The following is a 21,108-nucleotide window of genomic DNA, read 5'->3' as shown; positions in this document are numbered from 1 at the left end:
TTTGGCAAAGGAAGACAGACTCAGGAGTCAGAGAAATACCATAGGGGAAAAAGGTAGAATCTAGGCCCCCATCTCCGAATCTCCCCATCTCTAAGCGGATTAAAATTAGTGGTAAGTTTCCATCTCCCGCTAATTTTTACTTCTGAGTTATGACTTCCGACTCTCACGGGGTGACAAGCAAAAAAAAACACCCTAGAGTTAAATTTAACTCTAGAGTATCTTTGAGTTAGGGTGTTATGAAAATTTCCTTTTAATCGGAGCGGCGGGATTTGAACCCACGACCCCCACTACCCCAAAGTGGTGCGCTACCAAGCTGCGCTACGCCCCGTTAACCTTAACTAATATATCACGCCATATCATATTTTGGCAACTAATTTTACTCAAAATATTCCAAGGCACATTTTTTTATAATAGCATATTGTCAGATATATATCAAATATCATTAATTAGGGGTGGCTGATTAACTCTCAAAGCATTGACAGATAAAGGCAAGTCCATTTTTTGGTCGAAAAAAGTGCAAGCTTTTCAGTTGCTCAAAGCTACAAAAAGTGAGCATTTTGGGCAGACAAGGGCAGAAAAATCAAGGGACAATTCTTTGGAATACCTCCTCTATAAATTCTCATTTCTCCTAACTACTCCCTAATCCCTACTCCCTAACATGATATTACTCAAAAAATTTTCAACATTTTTGCTGCTGGGACTAAACTAGGTACAGCTTCTACAGACCATTTTCCCTCGCCCCTGCGCCCTTGATTTAAAATAAACTCAACGGTATAACTTTCAGGAAAACCTTGTACCTGCATCCAGAGCAAATCACTTTCAGCTTCACAGGCTATTCTTTCGCCATCCATCAACTCATCCGCCATCTGGCTAATAGTTTGGCTTAACTGGTCTAATAATCGACAAAAATCATCAAGTTCCCCTTCTGTCAGTTCTATTGACCAATCATCCCCACCAACTAAACCCTTAAACTCCAATGCTTGAGGATTCCAACCTAACCGCCAACCAGCTCCACTTTTGACTATTCGTTCCATAACTTAAGGTTTAAGTAAATCTGCATCTCCTGGTTGGGGAACCATTGGCGCTCTTGGAGCTAACCGCCCAGAATTATCTCTCTGCTCTATTTCTGGTATGGATGGGGGGTTGGAGTCGCCTCCAAAAATATCTACCAACCTATTAACTAAAACATTTCTCTGAGAACGAGTTAAATTTTGAATTGCTTGACGATCGCCCTTCATCGGATTTTCTGTCAAAGAATCATTGCCAGGATAAACAGATGACTGTAGATAATCATTAGCTCCCAAATAATCTGCTAATGTTAATTTCCAGTCAAACCGATAATTGGGTGCACGACCTTTGACATAAAAATGATACCTAATTAAACGCGATACTAGGGTTTCCTCAGTATTAACTTCCCCCGTTTCCTTAGATATATAATCATTTTCCAATGGCAAATCTGGTATTTTTTCATATACAAACGGCCATACTTCAGTTGGTCGCACCCGCCGTTGGACAATTTTGATTGGGTACTCAGAATTTTCTCGGTTTGTAACTTTGAGCAACTGATGTTCTAATAAATAAGTAGAATCAACTGCTGTACTAGCTAAAGAAGTCCAAAAAATTTCAATAGTAGCCCAAACAATTACTGTTACCAGAGTAATTATGAAATATTTGAGCCATCGCTTCTTGCTCATGGTTATTTGCAACCAACTACCAAAAAGTTTAAACAAAGATGACAGCCAGGAGGTTTCAACCCCTGGGTGAAAAATGAGTCGCGGGATTTATCCCGTAGTATTCCAGACATTTATCTAAGATTTTGCCACTATACTTAAAATTTTTCTAGAATCATAGCATAGCTTAGTTAACTCTAAGACTAAAATTACCTTTTTATCCTCTCAATGCTTGTAAAGCTGATAAGTTTAAGGTAATTAACTAGGCTTAATACGGAAGTAGCTAATACCTTGTTGAGAGTTGATAAATCTCAGGGCTTTGACATCCTCTCCGTCAGTTAGGCACGGAGATTACTACCGAGCCTTAGCTCCTCGCTGAGTTGACGTTTGAGCAGGTGCTGCTAGCAGTACGGTAATCTGGCGCTTCCCGAGGGTGAGTTTAATTTCTCTCCTTGCCCACCCGCGACAACAATACTATACCTTATGTCCTTCTATATTAATCAACCCAAAAGTTGCCCTTCTAGGGCAAGGCTTTAGACCGAATTTTTCGGTAAGTACACAATTTAACAATTAATAATTAATAATTACCTCTTCTTATAACGGATAGGATTGACTAAAAGGAATTTTTTTTCTTCTTTTGGTCGATTGGATATGGCGAGGAAACCTCGCCATCCCATCCTAAGGTCATGCTCCGCAAACGACCGCTTTTTCTCCATGAATGGATAGGCTTTATACCTTAATTTTTCGGTAAAAACAGGTGTATTTAGGAATGAAAACAAAATAAAACCGGATAAAATTAATTACGGTCAATATCTTTCAACGGCAGAAAACAGACTTTCCCGGTCTTATCTAATTTCTGTTCTTTATCACCTGTTTTGACAATCTTTGCTTCACAATACTAAGGCATTTCATGGCGCGGAGCGAAACAGAATCCACATGACTCAATTCCATGGTGTGTCAATAAACTATATTGACCTATCCATACTACTGCTAACGTCACTAATTATTTCTGGCTGCATCAACTCATCGGACATTTCAAATACAGCCCGGATGACTGGTTTCATTTGATGCTCATCAAAATTATCAAAGTCTTCATAACGACGACGCTTGGCACGATTAGCTACTTGGACTACCGCTCGATAACGATTAGAAGAAGCTTTAATCAACTCTTCAGACCGACGACTTAGTTCTGCCGAATCAACACTAGATTGCCTTTGTATGTGCATAAATTTTGTTAGTCTTTGATAATTCTATATCTAGGTTAACAATGTTAATTGAATATTTCCCACTATGGTCTAGTCAATCCTAATATTTTGAGTTAAGATGTAACAAAATTTTAATAGATTTTAATAAAATTTATTTATTTCATTGATTTTTATTACTTATGTTAATCGGTGCTGCTCCGACTTCAAGGGAATTTTCTCAGACCCGTCATCATCCCCTAAAAATAGTTGCTTTAGGGGATAGTTTAGTTTATGGTTTTGGCGATCGTGAAGGTGGTGGATGGGTAGAAAGACTACGACGACATTGGATGTTACCAGATAATTCTGGCCATGTACTATATAATCTGGGAGTTCGCGGAAATCGTGTTTTACAAGTAGAAGAACGCCTAGAGCATGAATTTCACCATCGGGGAGAATTAAGAAATCGTCAACCAGATATTATTATTCTTTCTGTAGGGGTTAATGATTCTGCTAGAGTCCAAAGACCAGATGGACGTTATTATACAGACTTTTTCCAATTTAAGACAATTTTAGATAACTTATTGGATAAATCAAAACAACTTTGTCCTGTAGTATTTGTAGGAATGGTTCCTGTTGACCAAGCTAAAATGCCTTTCCAAGATTGTTTATATTATAGTCACGATGACCAATACATATATAAAGAGGCGACTCGCTTAGCTTGTTTAAAGCGACAAATACCTTATTTGGATGTGTTTGAAAAATGGTTAAGTCGGGGCGAAAATTGGTGTATATCGCGTCTTTGTGCGGACGGAATACATCCTAATGTTAGAGGTTATCAAGCCATTTTACAAGATGTACTGAACTGGGAATCTCTCAATTTGTTAACTAGCTAATAAAAATTTTAGAGCTGTTTTATCTCAACGTTGGTTAAAGACCCGCGCTCTCCATCCCCCCTAACCCCCCTTTGAAAGCCAAGGGTGTTTCATTCTCTTGAAAGACAGATAGGGAGATAGGGAGATGGGGAGAAATTAGTTCCTAGTTCGTCTCAAAATCATCAAATTTATCCCACAATCATCATTGTCCATTTCTACACCACTACCGTATGGTGAATTGTGGGTTGATAGCTTGGGAATATTTAGTTGATATTATCCAATGAGTGAAAGAGTAAGGTAGTGGTGGAGAAATTAAAATACATCCCTTTCCTTTATTCTACTAGGATTGTTTGATATGAAATCCGGTTATACAGTTATCGCACTCGCTCTTCTCCACTAAAATACATACTTTTGATGGGGTTTAAATAACGGGTAGTCCTGCATGGTAATGGTGAGGATATATATTTTTTAATTTCTCGGACACTCCCCATCTCCCCACACTCCTGGTGCTTCCTTTACCATTACTATGCACCACCACCAAATAACGAATATCCCTACTCCCCCACTTTCCTATTCCCCCGCTCCCCTACTATACAATAATTGTTCAACCGGATGTGATATTAGCAGCGTATTTTGAGCAATCAATTCTTGCAAAATCCACTTTCAACCTAAACTAAAATAAATTCAGGTTTTAAACCTAAATTATCAGTAAGCTGTTTAATTTCTTGTTCGTATATAGGATTCATAATAATAATAATTTCTGGTTGATAATCTTTCAAAAATTCTGGAGAAACAATTTTTTGACCAGCTCCAGCAATATACATTCCTTGTTTACGAGGATTGAGATCGACAACATACTCAATATTATTATATTCTTTCAATAAATTCAAAAAGGTTACACCTTTTGAGCCAGCACCCCAAACTACAATTTTTTTATTTTTGTTAGTAAATTCATCAAATTTTTGTTGCCATTGATTAATTAAGTCATTAAAAAGCTGATTAAATTTAAGAACTTCATCACCAATATTTTCCACATCAGAAATTATTTTACTTCCTTCCGTTGTTGTTGTTTTAGCAGGAACAGCTTCCAAACATAAAAATTGCTCCTCAAAAGTTTCATAAACATCAGTAACTAGAAAATTATTGTTCAGAAAAGCTTGAATCAGAGAATTTTTAATAAAATAGCAACAGTGTTCATAAATAATATCCCAAACAGCAAGATTTTTTAAGATATAGCTAGAATTAGGAACCTCAAAAAAAACTTTTGTATCATAGCGATCGCCAATTGCTTTTCTCAGAGAATTAAGTAAATCATTAGGATTAGGAATATGTTCTAAAGTGTGACGACAACAAATAAAATCAGCACCATACTCTTGATATTTTTCTGAATAAAAGTCCTGAATAAATGTAATTTTATTACTCATGTTATTATGTTCTGTACGCGCAACATAAGTTGGGTCGAAACCAATACCTTTATTATCTCCTAATTGACATAAAGAGACTAAAAAATCACCTTTACCAGAACCAATTTCAATAATATTTTTCTGTTGAAGATTGTGATTTTGAACTAACTGCTGTGCTAAGGAATCTGCATACTTTTGGAATCGGGATGAATAGTGTAAGGAGTTTTCATAATCTTGAGAATAAGATAGTTTTGTTTCGTCAAATGCTTGATTTTCTATAAAACCGCAGCTAGGACAAAAACTCAGTTTAATATCTCCTTTCGGGCAATCAATTGCTGGTTGTTTTTCTGACCAGAGTAAATTACAGTACACTGGCATATTTAGCATTGAAAAGAAATGTTCTACCTCTGAAGAACCACAAATAGGACAGTTTTTTTGAATTGAATTTAACATCATTTTTGTTCCTGAGAATAGTTTTTAATACCAATTCACTTTAAAGATGTCACCAATAGTTTCTAACTTTAAATGTGAAATAATTTCAAGAAATTACTGCATAGTCAAAATTTTGAGCTGATAAAATCTTACTTTTGATTTTTGACTGTCTTGAGTGCGTCTTACATTCTGTTCGCGGAGCGTTTCTGCAGGAAATGGAAACCTCAGAATTACGCACTCGCTTTTTAATTCCGTGAAACGGTAATAAGTTGTTCCATAATTAAATAAATAAGAATTACAACGGGAGATACTAATATTATATAATAAATAAAATTATATAACCTTGTATTATTTTTATTAACATGAATTAGGGAGGAAAAAGGAGGAGACAAATTCCAAAATAGTGTTGTTTGAGGAGAAAAATTGATTATGTGTTTATTGGTAAGTTCATCTAGATATACTGATAAATTGTTGATGTCATAGGTTATTATTAAATTATGGTACTCAGTATCACGGAAAAAATTAGCGACACTAAATTCTGGTCTAGTTCCATTTTTTTTAGTAATTAAATTTCTAATTCTAATACTTAGATTATGATTCCACTGTCCTAAAGTTAAGTTCCGATTATAAGGGTCTTTAGAAATAGAAATAATCCTTGCTGGTCCAGTTTGACTAAGACTTAAAGTTGCATATTTAATAAATAATGTAAACTGAGAACTATCGCGTATTTCCTCGTTAAGCATAGTAACTGGTTTTTGTGTCTGCAACCAATTTAATTTTCCCAGTTGAATAGAATCTTGATTTGGATAATTTAATTGTTGTTTTTTCTCTACTAAATTCGGAGAATTTCCTTGTCTATCAGCAAAATAATTTTTATTTTTTGGAGTGAATTGATAAGCAGCAATTAGATTATTTTCAATACCATCACAGTTTTCATATTTTAATATCCGATCGATTTCTAGTTCTGATATTTTTCGATTAGCAATACATAGCTGAGAAATATTACCATTCCAAGGTCGGTCTTCTGTAACTTCATTTCCCAATACTAGAGGATAATCTAAATCCCAATTACTTAAATTCCATGTTTCAATTGCTTCTAAAAATTTGACATTAAAAGCCGAAGCCAGAATTATATAAATAATTATCAAGACATTTAAAAGCGGAATCGAAAGTAATTTTTCACTTATAGCAGTTGCCTGAAAAAATATCTTAGTAATATATTTTCTGAAAATATAAAATATCAAAAATCCTGTCACCCCTCCCAATGTATTCATTAATAAATCTACATAGGTAGGATTACGAGTTGGTATGAATAGCTGCAATATTTCAATGACAAAAGATAAGATAAAACTAACAGCAACTACTAATTTTGCTACAGTGATTATTTTGATATTCAATACTTGAGTCAAGAAAGCAGTACATCCAAAACCAAAAGGAATAAACAAAAGAATATTTAAAACTAAATCTTGAATATTAGCAGGTCTTTCAGTGCGTTTCAACAAAAAATCATAACTAAATTTACTTAAGGTTTCTTGGATAAAAAAATCGTATGGAAAGAGAGTTAAAAGAATAATTACAAACCAACTTAATGTAATTAATAATATGAGATAAAATCTTAAAAGTTTAGTTTGACTCATAATTACTCATTTCATCTTCCTAGCATTTTTCCAGCATAATTTTTCCTAGTCTAGTAATACCAAATTTAAAAAAGATAGTTTGAATAATGTAGGTTGGGTTAAGCCCTAGCGTAACCCAACAAAAGGTTATATCATATCCGGATAATTAGTGATAAAAAAGTTTTTGTTTGTAGTAGGGCTTGAGCCACTTAAATATCTATACTTAAGGCTAGAGCAAAACTACGAGCTTTAATTATAACTATTTAACCAGACATGATATTAGGACATAAAAAATGGTATCAAACCTATTCATTCTGACTTCTGACTCCTGAGGACTCCCTAATTATTTATAACTGTTCATTTGGACATGATATAACACTTTGGTGGAAGGAAGGCAGAGGGAAGGAGATAGTCAAACAACTCAAATACTTCATTATTTTAGGGTGCGTTAGACGGCTATCAAAACTAGGTGTGAAAGGTATTTAACAATCCGTCGTAACCCACCATTTTATACTGAAAACTCAAGAAACCCGATTGCTACTAAAAATAAATGGTTTGAGTAATAGATATAGCGCTACGCATTAAGGTATTTGACATTTATAAATCCTCAAATCCTTTGATAGTCTCCTGTTCCCAGTTAAGTGTTCCCTATTCCCGATTCAAGTAGCGCTATATCTACTAAAAAACTGGGTTTCTATGTTTTGTCTGCGTAAGTCCTGATGATATTACTTCAATTGAGACAATCTCTAATGTTAATCCCGACTTACTTTACTGATTTAAAGTAATCTAATCTTAGAACCTACTCCCATATCATCAAGCATTTTTTGAATCTCATTTTGATAAATTTCATTCATTATAATTACCTCATCAGGTTGATATTCTTTTAAAAATTCTGGAGACTTAATTTCTTTCCCAACACCAGGAATAAACCTACCATGGCGATGAGGATTAATATCAACAACATAATCAATTTTATCGATGGTATCCAGAGTAGTCAAAAAAGCAACACATTTAGAACCAGAACCCCATACCACTACTTTTTTATTTTCCTTCTTTGCCTTATCTAAATGAGTTTTCCAAAAGTCTAACTTTTCATTAATTTTATTGCTGAAATGCTGAACATATCGCCCAACATCTGCAACACTTTCTTCTAAAGGATGAACAACATCAGAAGTAGTATTGACTGGTTTAGCTTCAATCAAAAGATATTGCTCCCCATAAGCACGATATAGATCGGTAACTTCAAACCCACACTGCCGAAATAACCGTCCTAGAGAACCTGGTGTAAAATAGGAACAATGCTCGTAATAAATATCCTCAAAGGCAATATCTTCAAGAACTCGCACAGTATCAGGAATCTCAAAGACAACCGATACATTCAGGCGATCGCCAATAGAGTTCCGAACAGTCTGAATAAATTCCTTAGTAGGTTGGATATGCTCCAGTGTATGACGACAACAAATAAAATCTCCTACATACTCAGCATATTTTTCAGAGTAGTAGTCTTGAATAAACTTAACGCGATCGCCTGCACTACTCTCAACTCGTCCTGGAACTACAGAGGGATCGATACCAACTCCTCGGTTATTCCCTAACTCGCAAAGCAGTAAGAGAAAGTCACCCTTACTACAACCAATTTCCACAATATCTTTATTGTGAAGATCGTATTTCTCAATTAGTTTACTAGCGAGTTCCTTTGCAAACTTGTTAAAAGTAGGTGAAAAGCTTTGTTGATCCTCATAATTCGGAGCATAAGCAGACCATTTAGAATCAAACTCCAGGTTAGTAATAAACCCACAGTGATCGCAAAATCCTAATTTGACATCTCCACGGGAAAACTCTAGTGCTTTTTCCTTAGTTGAGGACATTAAACAGCTATGAACTGGAACGCTTTCTACGTCATAAAAAACAGATAACTCACTGTGTCCACAGTTGGGGCAAGTATGATTGATAGTATTTTGAGAACTAATCATTTTTAAAATTTTAGAGTGTTACAACAATAAATCAAAGATAGTTAATTGACAACTAAAGGTTCAAGTGATGTAATCTTAACAGTACCGAAATCGACTTGAGCACGATGAGCCAACAATGCTACTGCATATTCTCCCTCTGGAATAATTGATTTTCCTTCTTTTAAACTATCAACTTCCATCCAAGTATCTGGTTCGTTTTTTCCTTCCTCCCACCATTTCATTCGTTGCTGATAGTAAAGGTGATTACCTAATTTATCTTGTACTGGTAAGCTCTCAATCACAACAAAGTATCGCATACCAGCCTTAGGATCATAATTCTGCAAAGCAGAATTATGAATGGATTTGGCATCACCATATTTTTCAGAAAATTCTAAATAAAGACCATCTCTAGGTTTCCAATACCAACCAAGACCAAATCTCCAGCCTCGTCTTGGTCTAAAGAGAGGTTCATCTGGATGCCCCCCCCACATTGACAGTACACCAAATCCATAATCTCTGAAACCACCTTCCATCCACCAAATATTACGACGGAATATCATATCTGTTTCTATACGCCTCCCCCCAGGAAAAGCACCTGTAACATTCAGAATTCGATCGTATTCTTCAAAGCCTGGTTTTGGTCGCACGCGCCATTGATTATCTAGCTGGTATCTTTCCCATAAACCATCTTGTAGATCTAATATATCTTCCTCTTTTGACCAGTCAAAAATGATGGGCAAGGAAATATCGGACGAGTTATACTCAAACTGTAAAGTTTGTGTTTCAGAAACTTGCTGAGTGGAAATAGCTTCAATTTTTAGCTGGTTGATACCTTCTAAAAGCTCTTCAGCTTTCAACTCAATGGTAAAAAGAGGAGAAGGAGTTCTAGGTTCTCCTTGAGCAATGGCAACCCATGAACCTTTATTCAAAGAATAGCGAGCATTTTTTACCTGAGAAGAAAGAGAACCACAAATATTTGCAGTTAGCTCACCATAACGGCGAGTAAACTGCTTTGGGGAGTTATAAATTTCAATTAAAGGTTGATTTTCTGTAATACAGCCATAGATAACCACGCTGAGGGTACTGAAGGTAGCCGTTCGTATGAAGTCACGACGGGAAAATCGAGAATTATGGTTCGGCTTAACTTTCATAATAATTTCATTATCATAAATACTGTTTCGTGGTTTGATAAATTATCTAGATTTTTGGATGGATTATTAATAGAGAATTAAACTAGAGTTGCTAGTGGGACTTAGACAAAATAGAGTGATAAAATAGACTCAAATATTAACGGGCAAAGGGTTTGATGTTAAAAGGTATAAATCCTTAACAAGATAAAGAATAGGGGCTTTTTGCATTGTAGCTTGTCACGCAAGTTATTTTCATAATCGCTGTTGCTAAATAAGAGTATGATTTTATAGGAGCTGGGAGTCAGGAGTCAGGAGGTAGAAAGGAGCTTTTTCCGCGCCAGTTAGAATAGAAATAGGTCTGAAAATCACATTATAAATTTAGGAATTTCATACCTAAAAAAAAATCATAAACACCTCATCATCATATTCTCAGAGTTCCATAACTTAGAAAATAAAATAGTTTTTCCAAAGTTATAAAACAGAGGTCTTGAGTTTTCTAAACAATTTTCACTTCAGGAATGGGAATGATAAATTTACCTCCCTTTTGTTGATATTCCTGTTGTTGTTTAATGATTTCTTCGGCAAAATTCCAAGCTAAAATTAAAACGTAGTCTGGTTGGTCTTCTAGAATTTTAGCAGGGGAAAAAATGGGTAAATGATTTACTCCCATATAACGACCATGTTTGAATTTGTTTAAATCTGCGATGTAGTCCAAAAGAGTTTTGTTAATGCCATAATAACTCAGCAATGTAGTTGCTTTAGCTGCTGCACCATAACCTATAACTTTTTTGCCTTGTTTCTTTAAATCCCATAAAATATCCATGAGATTATTTTTGATTTTCTCAATACGATCGCCAAATTCTCGATAATATTCAAACTTATCAACTCCTCTTTCTTTTTCTTGTTTTAATAGAGTTTTAACTGATTCTTTAACATCTTCTTTGGGTTCAACAAATAATCGTAATGAACCCCCATGAATTGAGGTTTGTTGCACATTATTGAGATATAAATTATGCCGTCTGAATAACTTATCTAAAGCTGTTACTGAAAAGTAGCATAAATGTTGATGATAAATCGTATCAAATTCACAATTATCTACTAAATCAACCACATAAGGCGCTTCAATAACTGCTACTCCAGTATCTTTTAAAAGAATACCAATTCCGGCAACAAATCCATTCAAATCTGGAACATGAGCTAAAACATTATTAGCTAATAATACATCAGCTTGTTTTCCTTCTTCCTCTTTTAGTATTTTAGCTAATTCTTTAGTAAAGAAGGTACAAATACTATTAACTCCGGCTGCATTTGCGGCTTCAACTTGTGCCGAAGCTGGGTCAATTCCCAACACTGGAATCCCATCTTCTGCAAAGTTCTTTAGCATATAACCATCATTACTTGCTGCCTCAATTACTAGACTATTTTCGTTCAAACCTCTCTCAGCAATAATAGCTTTAGCACTATCCCGAAAGTGCTTCATTAAAGAAGGAGAAACAGAAGAAAAATAGGGATAATCCTGACAAAAAAGAATTTCTGGAGGAACACTAACTGTAATTTGAACTAATCCACAATCAGGACAAAAAGCTAAATCTAATAGAGCAGTATATTCTGGTTTATCCAATTGGTCTTTCGTGAGTAATCCATCAGCAAGAGGAGTATAGCCAAAGGAAATAATTAACTCTAAATTATCAGATCCACAAGCACGACAAGAAGGCATTGCGTTAGACATTGCTAGATATTTCTCCTATTTATTTTTCTCAAGTATTAGTCATCAGGTTTGGGCAAATAACTTAATATGATTTCCTCTTAATTTGAAAATCATAAATTGAACTGGAATTACTAGGTTATCAAGTTTGTTGTGAGGAATAGTTTAATTATAGGATTAAGAGACTGTTTGTAAAATAAGTCTTAACAGAGCAAATAATGACTAAAATCTAAAAGCGGTAGTACTTCAAGAGATTGAAATTTCCTAGATACCAGAGGTTTAAAGGTACATATATTCCCAGATTTTTAACTTACAAATAGTTGTCTTGATTTCTTCCTCCCTCCATACCTATTCCCTATTCCCTGTTCCCTGTTCCCTGTTCCCTATATCCTTTTTATATTTCCTTTACAAACAGTCTCTAATAGCTGCCCTAGTTTTCCGAGATTACCGAATAATAATTAATTATTAATTATTAATTATTAATTATTAACCCCATAAGGGGAAAAAAAGAAATAATATTTTCTTATATTCAATCAAGTCCGGTTTTAACCAGAGGTAATTATCCATTATCCATTATCCATTAATCAACTACTCCTCATTTCAATATTAACGGACTACTACTGATAACTGATAACTGTTTTAAACTTGCCAGCGTAGGTTAATATTCAATTTTTCTTCTTGGAGTAATTTTTTAATATGAGCAATACGCTGATATTTCGGACCTTCAAATTCTTCCAAAGTTAATCCAACTTTTTTATAGGCTTCATACAGTTCTTTTGCCCCTTTACGAGCATCCCATTGGGGTTGAAATTCCGGTAATGTTTCCATTATGTAACTACAATCTACTCGATAACAACGCTTATCCGGACCTGCATCTTTAGCATATTCAATCTCACAATTTGGAACTGTTTCTTTGACAATATCAGCTAATTCCCGAATCCGATAATTATCTTCATTTCGTCCTACATTAAAAGCCTTGTTATGGACTAACTCGCGAGGAGCTTCTAGAGCTGCAATAAAAGCACGAGAAATATCTGCAATATGAACAATAGGTCGCCAAGGCGTACCATCACTTTTAATGTATACTCTTCCCGTAGTAAAAGCCCAAGCAACTAGATTATTCAACACTAAATCAAAGCGTAAACGTGGAGAAACACCATAAGCAGTCGCATTCCGCAGAAAGGTCGGAGTAAAATCATCATTAGCTAACTCACTTACATCCTGCTCAACTTTTACCTTAGAAATGCCATAGGGAGTTACAGGATTAAAAGCTGACTCTTCAGTTAACCAATCATTTCCTCCAGCGCCATAATTACTGCAAGAAGAGGAAAATATATAGCGACTAATTCCCACTTCTTTACTTAATTTAGCCAAATGAACAGAAGCCAAATGATTAATCTCGTAGGTCAGTTGTGGATTAAGATTCCCCAAAGGATCGTTAGATAATCCTGCTAAATGGAGCATCGCATCAAACCCCACCAAATCAGATGCTTCCACATCACGGATATCTTTTTTTAATTCGGGGATTTCTCTAATACCTTCACCAAAGGTACTATCCTGATATAAGTCGCTATCCAATCCTGTCACTTCATGTCCCCGATCCAGAAGCATAGGCACTAGAACTGTACCAATGTAACCTTTATGACCTGTTAGTAAAACCTTCATAATTTATTCTTACTTTATAAAACCGATATCCAATGTCACAATATATCATTTTAATGTTTACTTCCTGTTTCTACCGAAACTTTCGGCAGCAAGACCTCCACAGAAATCCACGGTCAAGCCGACCGCATTTCTCACTCTTATATTGGCCTTCAAATCACGGTCAATAGATATACCACAATCAGGAAAGTCATAAGTTCTTAGATTTAATGGCATATCTTGGACGCTATCGCACCTACAGCAAGTCTTGGATGATGGAAAAAACCTATCAACTACTTCTAATTCATAGCCGTACCACTGAGTTTTATATTCTAGTTGAGGCTTGAAATCATCAAACCACTATCTACTAATTGATTTAGTTAGTTTATGATTAGCTAGCATTCCGCTGACATTCAAGTTTTCCATAACAACAGTGCTGTGGTTTTTGGCTAAGTATGTTGTCAGTTCATGAAGTGCATCTTTGAATTTATCAAAGATAATGGTATGTTTTCTGACGTATTATACCGTTATTCCTTGATTCAATCAATTCTCCCAAATTTTCCAGGGTGTTTTTTCACTGTTCCAGAGTTTTTCTAAATGTCTTTTATCCCTCAATGTATCCATACATTGCCAAAACCCAGAATAGCGATAGGCCATTAGTTGACCATCTTGAGCCAGGTTTTCTAAAGGAGCTTTTTCCCACTGAGTATCATCACCTTCTATGTAATCAAATACTCCTGGCTCTAAGACAAAAAATGCTCCATTAATCCATCCTTCTTTAGTTTGAAGTTTTTCCGAAAATTCCACAATGCGATCGCCGTCCATTTCCAAGTGACCAAAACGTGCTGGTGGACGTACTGCAGTTAAAGTTGCTAATTTGCCATGACTACGATGAAAATCTAGTAAATCTTTAAGATTTAAGTCAGAAACTCCATCTCCCCAAGTAAGCATAAAAGTCTCATTACCCATATGGGGAATAAGTCTTTTGATACGGCCACCTGTATTAGTGTAAAGTCCTGTATCGATTAACTCAACATTCCAATCAGGCTTTACTCCACCCTGCATTTCTACTTTGCCACTTTGCAAATTAACAGACAGATTACTATTTAGAGAACAATAATCTATCATGTATTTTTTGATAACTTCACCTTTATAACCCAAAGCAATGGCAAACTCTTTAAATCCATAGTGGCCATAGTGCTTCATGATGTGCCAGAGAATGGGTTTTCCGCCAATCTCCACCATTGGTTTTGGTTTATCTACAGTTTCTTCTGAAATACGAGTTCCTAAACCACCGGCCAGAATTCCTATTTTCATCTAAAAGATCCTTATCTATTTATTTAAAGTGATTTTATTCTACATCTAAAAGGGGTTATAACTGTTAATGAGATATAATGTTGTTGTCTATTCCCTATTCTATGTTCTTTGTTCTCTGTTTTTTGGGTAGTCCTGCATAGTAATGGTGAAGATATATATGTTTTGTAATTTCTTCCCACACTCCCCACACCTCCCACACTTCCCACACTCTCTCTAACATTACTATACACCACCACCGTTTTTTGTTCTATAAAATTTTTGATTTTAGAGAACCCATTTGGTATCTTTACCAAGATGCAATTTTTTAGCAGGAGTAAGGAGGAGTCATACCAAATCCGGCTTTTGATCGCCGGATTTTCGCTCTTCCTCTCTAACCGTTCTGCTACCCCCCTTTCAAAGGGGGGTAGGGGTATCACCTCAGCCATTTGTGCATTACCTTCATAAATATTGGTTATGTCTAAACCGGATTTAGTATCACTCCCAACTCAGAAGGTGGGGGGAGGCAATACAGGAAAAAGATGGAAAAATACTCCCAATCTGCCCATCACCCCACCTCTCCATCACCACCTCTATTTTTAGATATATCCCAAATGGGTTCTATATAGGAAAGAAGTACTGGGTTAGGACAACAATAAGAGGACTAAGATTTTTTTCCTTGCATTTATATCGTAGTAATGGTGACTACCACAATGGATAGATTCCCATTCTCTAATTGAAAGGTCTAATTTACCGCCACGTTTGCCCTGCATTCCCCAGGATCAGTTTCCAACGACTAATTACTTAAAAATCCCCACCGTTATAAGTCCTTAAATGTAACAGCATTTTCTGTGGAGTCCACATTGAGAACAAAATTGAGAACTAGAGTAAAACTTATCTACTATAACTAATGCACTACCATACAACTCACATTTAAAATTAAGCTGAGGTTTGAAAGCGTAGATCCTCCGCAGGAAAAACTCATAAAAACAAAACTACAAGTTAGCAATAACATTTGCTAATTTATGGTTTTTGAGCATTCTACTTAGGGAATAGCAAAAAATAAATTCTCCAATTTTTAACTAGAGCTGCTCGTTTTGTACTCTCTATATAGCAGTTTCCACTAGCCTCCCTCATTGAACAATCAAATTTCCAAACTACACATCTTCTGCTGATAGTTGCGATGATCCTTCTAGTTGATTAGACGGTTGTAATATATTTTTGGCATAAACAATATGTATTATTTGAATCATTGCAATCAATAAATCTCTAATTAATTTAGCTCCATTCCAGTAACTAAACATCCATTTTATAAGTTGTATAAAACATAGAAATTCTTCAACTCCAACCATGGGAGATTTTTTTATCCCCCAAATATATTCTTGAAAAATTCGCCAATTAGGTAAGAGAACTTTTCCTTTATTTTGGGGGTCGAACCACTCTGAATATTTATACATCCGGAGGATTTTATGGATTTTATTGTGGGGATTAAACAATAGTTCCATTGATTGTTTTTGATGTCTTCTAGCTTGCAAAAGATATTCAGGGATTTCAAAGAATTGACCATAAAGAGTTAATATTGCGACCAGAGACCTATCTGAACCTGCATAGCTAGCTATTAAGGGAGTTTTTTTGAGAATATTGGTGCGTATTAATCCAAAAATTTGATAATTCCGATGGTGAAGACAAGTAATATCATAAAAGCGTTCGTGAGTTTTGAGAGAATTAGTTTTAAATTTAAGTTGATAAGAACTTATAGTTTTACCCTGTTTATCTATAATATTGGTTCGGGGGTAGCAAAGAACAACTTCAGGATTATTTTCTAATATTTCAACGCATCTCTCCAAAAAAGTAGGTTCACAAATATCATCGTGGGCAGCCCATTTGAAATATTTTCCCTTGGCTAACTTAAAAGTTCGATTAAAGTTTCTAGCTGCTCCTATATTACTTCGATTTCGATAGTAGCGGATACGTTGATCTTTCAGAGCATATTCTCGACAAATTGATTCAGTTGCATCAGTTGAGGCATTATCGGAAATAATAATTTCAAAATCAGTGAAAGTTTGATTTAAAAGTGAATTAATCGCTTCTTGAATAAAATTTTCACCATTATAGACTGGTAAGCCGATACTGATACAAGGTTTAGATGTACTCATAATTATTAACCAATTAAAGTATTATTATGATTTTTTATTTTATGGGTAAAGATAATTTATTTATGCACCTTGATAAGTTTTATTCCTGAGTTTTTTTGTCTGTAAGTTTGTTTTTTTCTAATTAAAACATGACATAAATACGCTGAATATCGCAAGTCCTGTAACCAGATCTTTACTGAATCTTTAAATTCACAAGTCTTAATGTACTTTCATTAACCTCCTATGAATCTTGATTTACCAGGAGATTGATGTTGATTGAATAATTTAACCTGTTAAAAATTTCGATGAAGTTTTGATGAATATTTTGCTAGAGTGCAGAACAATGACACAGCAATGATCAACAAATGTGATATACTAAAAGATTAATCGTTAAAGATTAGCATAGCCCAAGGAGTTGCCGATCTAGAGAGGATCTCTAGAGAGGATTAAAGGCTATTTTCTTTCTCGTCAGTAAGAAGGGTATAGGGTTTGGATAGACTGTCTAATACCAATTACCAACAAAATGCTGCAAATTTTGGGACTTACACAACTTAACTAGCAAAATTAGGCTATAATGCTTGAGAGACAAGGATTTTACGTCAAGGATGTTTGAGATGAGAGAAACAACACCTTCTGCCATGCCACCTTGCGCATGAAAGATGGTGCAAAAAGTTTGATGATTGTTGGAAAAATCAACCTCAAAAAACAGGTTTCAGGCATTATTTAGGAGGTTTATTAGGAGAAAGTGAGAGGAAAAACCTGTCTCAAATGGCCAATAACGCTATTGGAGTAGCTTATAATAGATTACATCACTTTATAGCTGATTCTCCTTGGAATGCAAGTAAAATTAATGAACGTCGTATAGAAATTATAAATCAACGCTCCCAAACGAAATTAAAAAGAGGATTTAGCTTGATTTTAGATGATACGGGTACACGCAAAAGCGCACCGCCTGCGCTGAGGTTTCCTCAGCGTAAAGACGGAGCAAGAAGTGGTAATTTCACAGCCGCAGTAGGCCGACAGTATATTGGAGAAATAGGAAAAATAGATAATGGAATAGTCACTGTCACAACACACTATTATGATGGTCAAAAAAGTTGGCCTTTAGACATAGAATTATATCAACATTCAAGTTCATTACCAAAGGGAAAAGAGGATAAATCATTTGAGAAAAAACCAGACATAGGAATAAAGTTAATTGACTCTACTCTATCCAGAGGCCGGATGCCAGGAATTGTCCTAATTGATGCTGGTTATGGTAACAACACAACATTTCTGAAAAAACTAGAATACAGAAAACTAAATTATTTAGGAGGAGTAGCAAAAAATCGGAAAGTAATTATCAAAAACAAACAAGAAATAGAAGAGGAAAAATCACTCTCAGACTTAGCAATAAGCTTGCCAAAAGAGGATTTTCAACCAGTTATTCTTAACACAGAAAAACCTAAAACAATTTTTGTAGCTACATTTAAAGCATCAGTGTCACGGCTAGAAGGAGAAAGAACTTTTGCTATCGTATCGGTATGCTAGTTCCATGGAAAAAGCAACAGACATTGATTATTTTATTACCAACTTTGAGCCATCAAAAGTAACACCAGAATGGCTAGTAAAGACCTACTGCCAAAGAAATTGGATAGAAGTTTTTGATCGAGAAGCGAAGGGATGGCTAGGGTTGAAAGAGTATCAAATTAGAGATAAATGGAGCATGGAACGCCATTTTATTTTATTTTATTTTAGTGTTTTGTGCCTATACTTTGATCATTTGGCATAAGTTAACAGGAGGGTTACAAAGGCAATGGTCTAACAAACCTTTGAAGACCTTTACTGAAGCTTTGGAGGCTTTTCGTACAGCGATGTCTTTCCGTTTTTTGAGTTGGCTGACTGAAAACATGAACGTATTTGCCTCTCATAGAGCGGGTTTAGGCTATATTTTTGCTTAAAAATTGTGTAAGTCCCATTAGTCGGTCTATGGTGGTTAAATTTTTACTTACATATTTCAGTTTTTTTTGATAGCTTTCCTGATTTCATTACGAGTCTGTCGTCTTTTTTTAGCTACCTTTAAATCTTCTTTTCTTGCTGTTTGACGGTAAGTAATCGGTTTTTTATGAAACTGGCTTTTGAGAGGTTTATACAAAAAATGAAAAGCGCTATATAACTAATACTATTTATCAAAAATAAGACTTTATTTCACAACGACTTTACACTTTGCTATTTTTCCCGAGGCTCTGCTCCACCTACCGCCTTTTTTCAGGAGATATATCAAACTTTCGAAGATTTGGTATTAGTTTATAGTCACAGTATTAAACGTAAATCCATCTGGGATAGGTATATGCACTATTACTATTTCTGTAAAAGATTAATTTTATTAATAGCATCTTCCCCTAATCGAATGGTAAAATCAGAACCAATCTCACCTGTAGAAGCAGCTTCAATCTTACCAAAACCTAAAGTATTTTTCACAACTTCTGCTGAGTCTAAATAACCCCCTTGAACAATAACTTGAGTAAAACGTTGTTTGTCAGACCAGTCAGGAACTACATAAACATTGTAAAATCCTTGGTCACGCAAATACTGAGCAAATTTTGTTGCTGCTTGAGAGTAACTAGAGGCATTTTGCACAGCTATTTTATTTTCAAGAGGCGAAATTTCATTCACTTCCATCGAATTATATATATTGTTGTAATTAAACTGTTCTAATTTGATATCGAAATATTCTTCCAGAACGCGATCGCGACCCGCCTCATCTATAATCCAATAACTAGCAAAATACTTATTTCTAGAACTAGGTTTTCCTGGCAACATCACCATTTTTAAATCATCCCGCTCTAAGTCAAGGCTAAAACCGATCAAAGCCAACATTTCCTGAAAACTTAAATTAGTATCAACATACTTTTGCATTACGCGAATAATCTGAGGCAATCTAGGTAAAATTACCACATTAGTAACGCGACTTCGCAGCGCCTTTAGTAAAACTTGTTGTCGTTGTACGCGACCAATATCGCCATAAACTTCTTCTCGGAAACGGGCAAATTGTTCTGCTTGTTCTCCATTGAGAGTTTGCCAACCTGGCTGTAAATCTATATTTAACTTTTGGGTATTGTCAACATAAGACATAGGTTGAGGAACAAAAACTTCTACTCCACCCAGTTGTTCTACTAATTCTCGAAACGCCCCTTTGCTAACTCGCACATAACGGTCAATCTCAATATTATTCAGAGTATCTTCTAAAACATTTTCTGCCAGTTTTGCTCCCCCATATACATTTGCTTGATTAATTTTGGCAAGACCTATTCCAGGAATTCGGACTTGAGTATCTCGTGGCACAGAAAGTAAACTGACTCTCTTATTCGTGGGGTTAGCCCGTACTAATAGTAAAGTATCACTACGACCCTCAAATACATCTGGAGAATCTTCTGCGACTCCTGGAACTTGGTCAATTCCCATAACTAGGATATTCATAGGTCGTGAGAGTTGGTAAGGTAAGCGTTTACGCCACAGAACATCTGCGGTAAATTCCTGGAGTAGTTGAGTTATAAATTCTGGTTCAACGGGGGCAAACAAGGCAGTTATTGCTCCGAAAGAAGTAGTTATGGTTCCACTCAAGAGTAATATAAGGATCCAGAACCACCATTTAAACCAAAGAGGTCGGGAGTTAGTAGAAGAAGTATTATTCATAAACAATCAAAAAATAAAAATATAAATTCAAAACTAAGATGTTGTAGTTTCAGACTTTATTTCGACAAAAATCTCACTGCTATAGTGGGAAAGTTTGGGAGAAACTGGCAATAATCAGATAAATATTCAAAATCATTACTTTAGTAGGATAGGCCTGGAGTTGGTAAAATAAGTATTATTGATTAACAATTCCCAAATCCTAATCCCAATTCAAAATTAAGACGTTGTAGTTTCAGACCATATCTCCACAAAAATTTCACTACTATAGTTGTATAGTTGGAACATTTGGGAGAAACTGGCAATAATCAGATAAATATTCAAAATCATTACTTTAGTAGGATAGGCCTGGAGTTGGTAAAATAAGTATTATTGATTAACAATTCCCAAATCCTAATCCCAA

Annotated in this window: 14 protein-coding genes, 1 tRNA gene and 3 pseudogenes; 2 read left to right on the top strand and 16 right to left on the bottom strand. The window is 35.2% G+C overall.

Annotated elements, in window-relative coordinates; genetic code table 11:
* Positions 1–254: 254 nt before the first annotated feature.
* The 4 genes from ACP6PM_RS01095 to ACP6PM_RS01080 form a co-directional block, all read right to left on the bottom strand.
* Positions 255–328 (bottom strand) — tRNA-Pro (locus ACP6PM_RS01095).
* A gap of 340 nt (positions 329–668) precedes the next feature.
* The gene (locus tag ACP6PM_RS01090) at positions 669–1,034 is read right to left on the bottom strand and encodes a DUF1818 family protein (protein WP_426581044.1); all 366 of its coding nucleotides are present in this window, start codon (positions 1,032–1,034) and stop codon (positions 669–671) included.
* Positions 1,035–1,037: 3 nt separating this feature from the next.
* The gene (locus tag ACP6PM_RS01085; RefSeq protein WP_426581042.1) at positions 1,038–1,694 is read right to left on the bottom strand and encodes a hypothetical protein; all 657 of its coding nucleotides are present in this window, start codon (positions 1,692–1,694) and stop codon (positions 1,038–1,040) included.
* 941 nt (positions 1,695–2,635) lie between these two features.
* On the bottom strand, positions 2,636–2,896 hold the full coding sequence (locus ACP6PM_RS01080; protein WP_426581040.1) for a DNA-directed RNA polymerase subunit omega: 261 nt from the start codon (positions 2,894–2,896) through the stop codon (positions 2,636–2,638).
* A gap of 158 nt (positions 2,897–3,054) precedes the next feature.
* Here ACP6PM_RS01080 and ACP6PM_RS01075 point away from each other — a divergent pair, with 158 nt between their 5' ends.
* Entirely contained in the window at positions 3,055–3,747 is a 693-nt protein-coding gene (locus ACP6PM_RS01075; RefSeq protein WP_426581038.1) for a GDSL-type esterase/lipase family protein, read from the top strand.
* A gap of 647 nt (positions 3,748–4,394) precedes the next feature.
* Here the strand turns inward: ACP6PM_RS01075 and ACP6PM_RS01070 are convergent.
* The 10 genes and pseudogenes from ACP6PM_RS01070 to ACP6PM_RS01025 form a co-directional block, all read right to left on the bottom strand.
* Positions 4,395–5,585 (bottom strand): class I SAM-dependent methyltransferase, encoded by a 1,191-nt coding sequence (locus ACP6PM_RS01070; RefSeq protein ID WP_426581036.1) that lies wholly within the window; start codon positions 5,583–5,585, stop codon positions 4,395–4,397.
* Positions 5,586–5,806: 221 nt separating this feature from the next.
* Positions 5,807–7,198, bottom strand: a complete 1,392-nt coding sequence (locus tag ACP6PM_RS01065) for a VanZ family protein (protein ID WP_426581034.1) — start codon at positions 7,196–7,198, stop codon at positions 5,807–5,809.
* A gap of 755 nt (positions 7,199–7,953) precedes the next feature.
* On the bottom strand, positions 7,954–9,150 hold the full coding sequence (locus ACP6PM_RS01060) for a class I SAM-dependent methyltransferase (RefSeq protein WP_426581033.1): 1,197 nt from the start codon (positions 9,148–9,150) through the stop codon (positions 7,954–7,956).
* A gap of 41 nt (positions 9,151–9,191) precedes the next feature.
* Entirely contained in the window at positions 9,192–10,280 is a 1,089-nt protein-coding gene (locus ACP6PM_RS01055; RefSeq protein WP_426581031.1) for a hypothetical protein, read from the bottom strand.
* Positions 10,281–10,755: 475 nt separating this feature from the next.
* Entirely contained in the window at positions 10,756–11,988 is a 1,233-nt protein-coding gene (locus tag ACP6PM_RS01050) for a methyltransferase domain-containing protein (protein WP_426581029.1), read from the bottom strand.
* A 615-nt stretch (positions 11,989–12,603) separates the two neighbouring features.
* Positions 12,604–13,629 carry an NAD-dependent epimerase/dehydratase family protein gene (locus tag ACP6PM_RS01045; protein ID WP_426581027.1) on the bottom strand — a complete coding sequence of 342 codons (1,026 nt, stop codon included), beginning with the start codon at positions 13,627–13,629 and terminating at the stop codon, positions 12,604–12,606.
* A gap of 57 nt (positions 13,630–13,686) precedes the next feature.
* Positions 13,687–13,902 (bottom strand): annotated as a pseudogene (locus tag ACP6PM_RS01040) (zinc ribbon domain-containing protein); the annotation flags it as partial.
* Positions 13,903–14,148: 246 nt separating this feature from the next.
* Entirely contained in the window at positions 14,149–14,922 is a 774-nt protein-coding gene (rfbF, locus tag ACP6PM_RS01035) for a glucose-1-phosphate cytidylyltransferase (RefSeq protein WP_426581024.1), read from the bottom strand.
* 806 nt (positions 14,923–15,728) lie between these two features.
* Positions 15,729–15,863 carry a zinc ribbon domain-containing protein gene (locus tag ACP6PM_RS01030; RefSeq protein WP_426581075.1) on the bottom strand — a complete coding sequence of 45 codons (135 nt, stop codon included), beginning with the start codon at positions 15,861–15,863 and terminating at the stop codon, positions 15,729–15,731.
* A 192-nt stretch (positions 15,864–16,055) separates the two neighbouring features.
* On the bottom strand, positions 16,056–17,054 hold the full coding sequence (locus tag ACP6PM_RS01025) for a glycosyltransferase family 2 protein (RefSeq protein ID WP_426581022.1): 999 nt from the start codon (positions 17,052–17,054) through the stop codon (positions 16,056–16,058).
* A 593-nt stretch (positions 17,055–17,647) separates the two neighbouring features.
* On the opposite strand from ACP6PM_RS01025, the pseudogene ACP6PM_RS01020 reads away from it, so the two are divergent.
* A pseudogene (locus ACP6PM_RS01020) lies at positions 17,648–18,973 on the top strand (IS701 family transposase).
* Between the two features lie 15 nt (positions 18,974–18,988).
* On the opposite strand, the pseudogene ACP6PM_RS01015 reads toward ACP6PM_RS01020, so the two are convergent.
* Both ACP6PM_RS01015 and ACP6PM_RS01010 read right to left on the bottom strand, forming a co-directional pair.
* Positions 18,989–19,167, bottom strand: a pseudogene (locus ACP6PM_RS01015) (IS5/IS1182 family transposase); the annotation flags it as partial.
* 206 nt (positions 19,168–19,373) lie between these two features.
* Complete coding sequence (locus tag ACP6PM_RS01010) at positions 19,374–20,636, bottom strand: LCP family protein (protein WP_426581020.1); 1,263 nt, start codon at positions 20,634–20,636, stop codon at positions 19,374–19,376.
* Positions 20,637–21,108 lie beyond the last annotated feature (472 nt).

Source organism: Dapis brunnea BLCC-M229 (assembly GCF_050015995.1).
Lineage (GTDB): Bacteria > Cyanobacteriota > Cyanobacteriia > Cyanobacteriales > Microcoleaceae > Trichodesmium.
Note: the sequence above shows the minus strand (reverse complement) of the source record. Positions and strands in the feature narration are given on the sequence as shown.

Coding starts and splice junctions, on each gene's coding strand:
- ACP6PM_RS01090 (WP_426581044.1), bottom strand. CDS start 1,034: ATGGAACGAATAGTCAAAAGTGGAGCTGGTTGGCGGTTAGGTTGGAAT.
- ACP6PM_RS01085 (WP_426581042.1), bottom strand. CDS start 1,694: ATGAGCAAGAAGCGATGGCTCAAATATTTCATAATTACTCTGGTAACA.
- ACP6PM_RS01080 (WP_426581040.1), bottom strand. CDS start 2,896: ATGCACATACAAAGGCAATCTAGTGTTGATTCGGCAGAACTAAGTCGT.
- ACP6PM_RS01075 (WP_426581038.1), top strand. CDS start 3,055: ATGTTAATCGGTGCTGCTCCGACTTCAAGGGAATTTTCTCAGACCCGT.
- ACP6PM_RS01070 (WP_426581036.1), bottom strand. CDS start 5,585: ATGATGTTAAATTCAATTCAAAAAAACTGTCCTATTTGTGGTTCTTCA.
- ACP6PM_RS01065 (WP_426581034.1), bottom strand. CDS start 7,198: ATGAGTCAAACTAAACTTTTAAGATTTTATCTCATATTATTAATTACA.
- ACP6PM_RS01060 (WP_426581033.1), bottom strand. CDS start 9,150: ATGATTAGTTCTCAAAATACTATCAATCATACTTGCCCCAACTGTGGA.
- ACP6PM_RS01055 (WP_426581031.1), bottom strand. CDS start 10,280: ATGAAAGTTAAGCCGAACCATAATTCTCGATTTTCCCGTCGTGACTTC.
- ACP6PM_RS01050 (WP_426581029.1), bottom strand. CDS start 11,988: ATGTCTAACGCAATGCCTTCTTGTCGTGCTTGTGGATCTGATAATTTA.
- ACP6PM_RS01045 (WP_426581027.1), bottom strand. CDS start 13,629: ATGAAGGTTTTACTAACAGGTCATAAAGGTTACATTGGTACAGTTCTA.
- rfbF (WP_426581024.1), bottom strand. CDS start 14,922: ATGAAAATAGGAATTCTGGCCGGTGGTTTAGGAACTCGTATTTCAGAA.
- ACP6PM_RS01025 (WP_426581022.1), bottom strand. CDS start 17,054: ATGAGTACATCTAAACCTTGTATCAGTATCGGCTTACCAGTCTATAAT.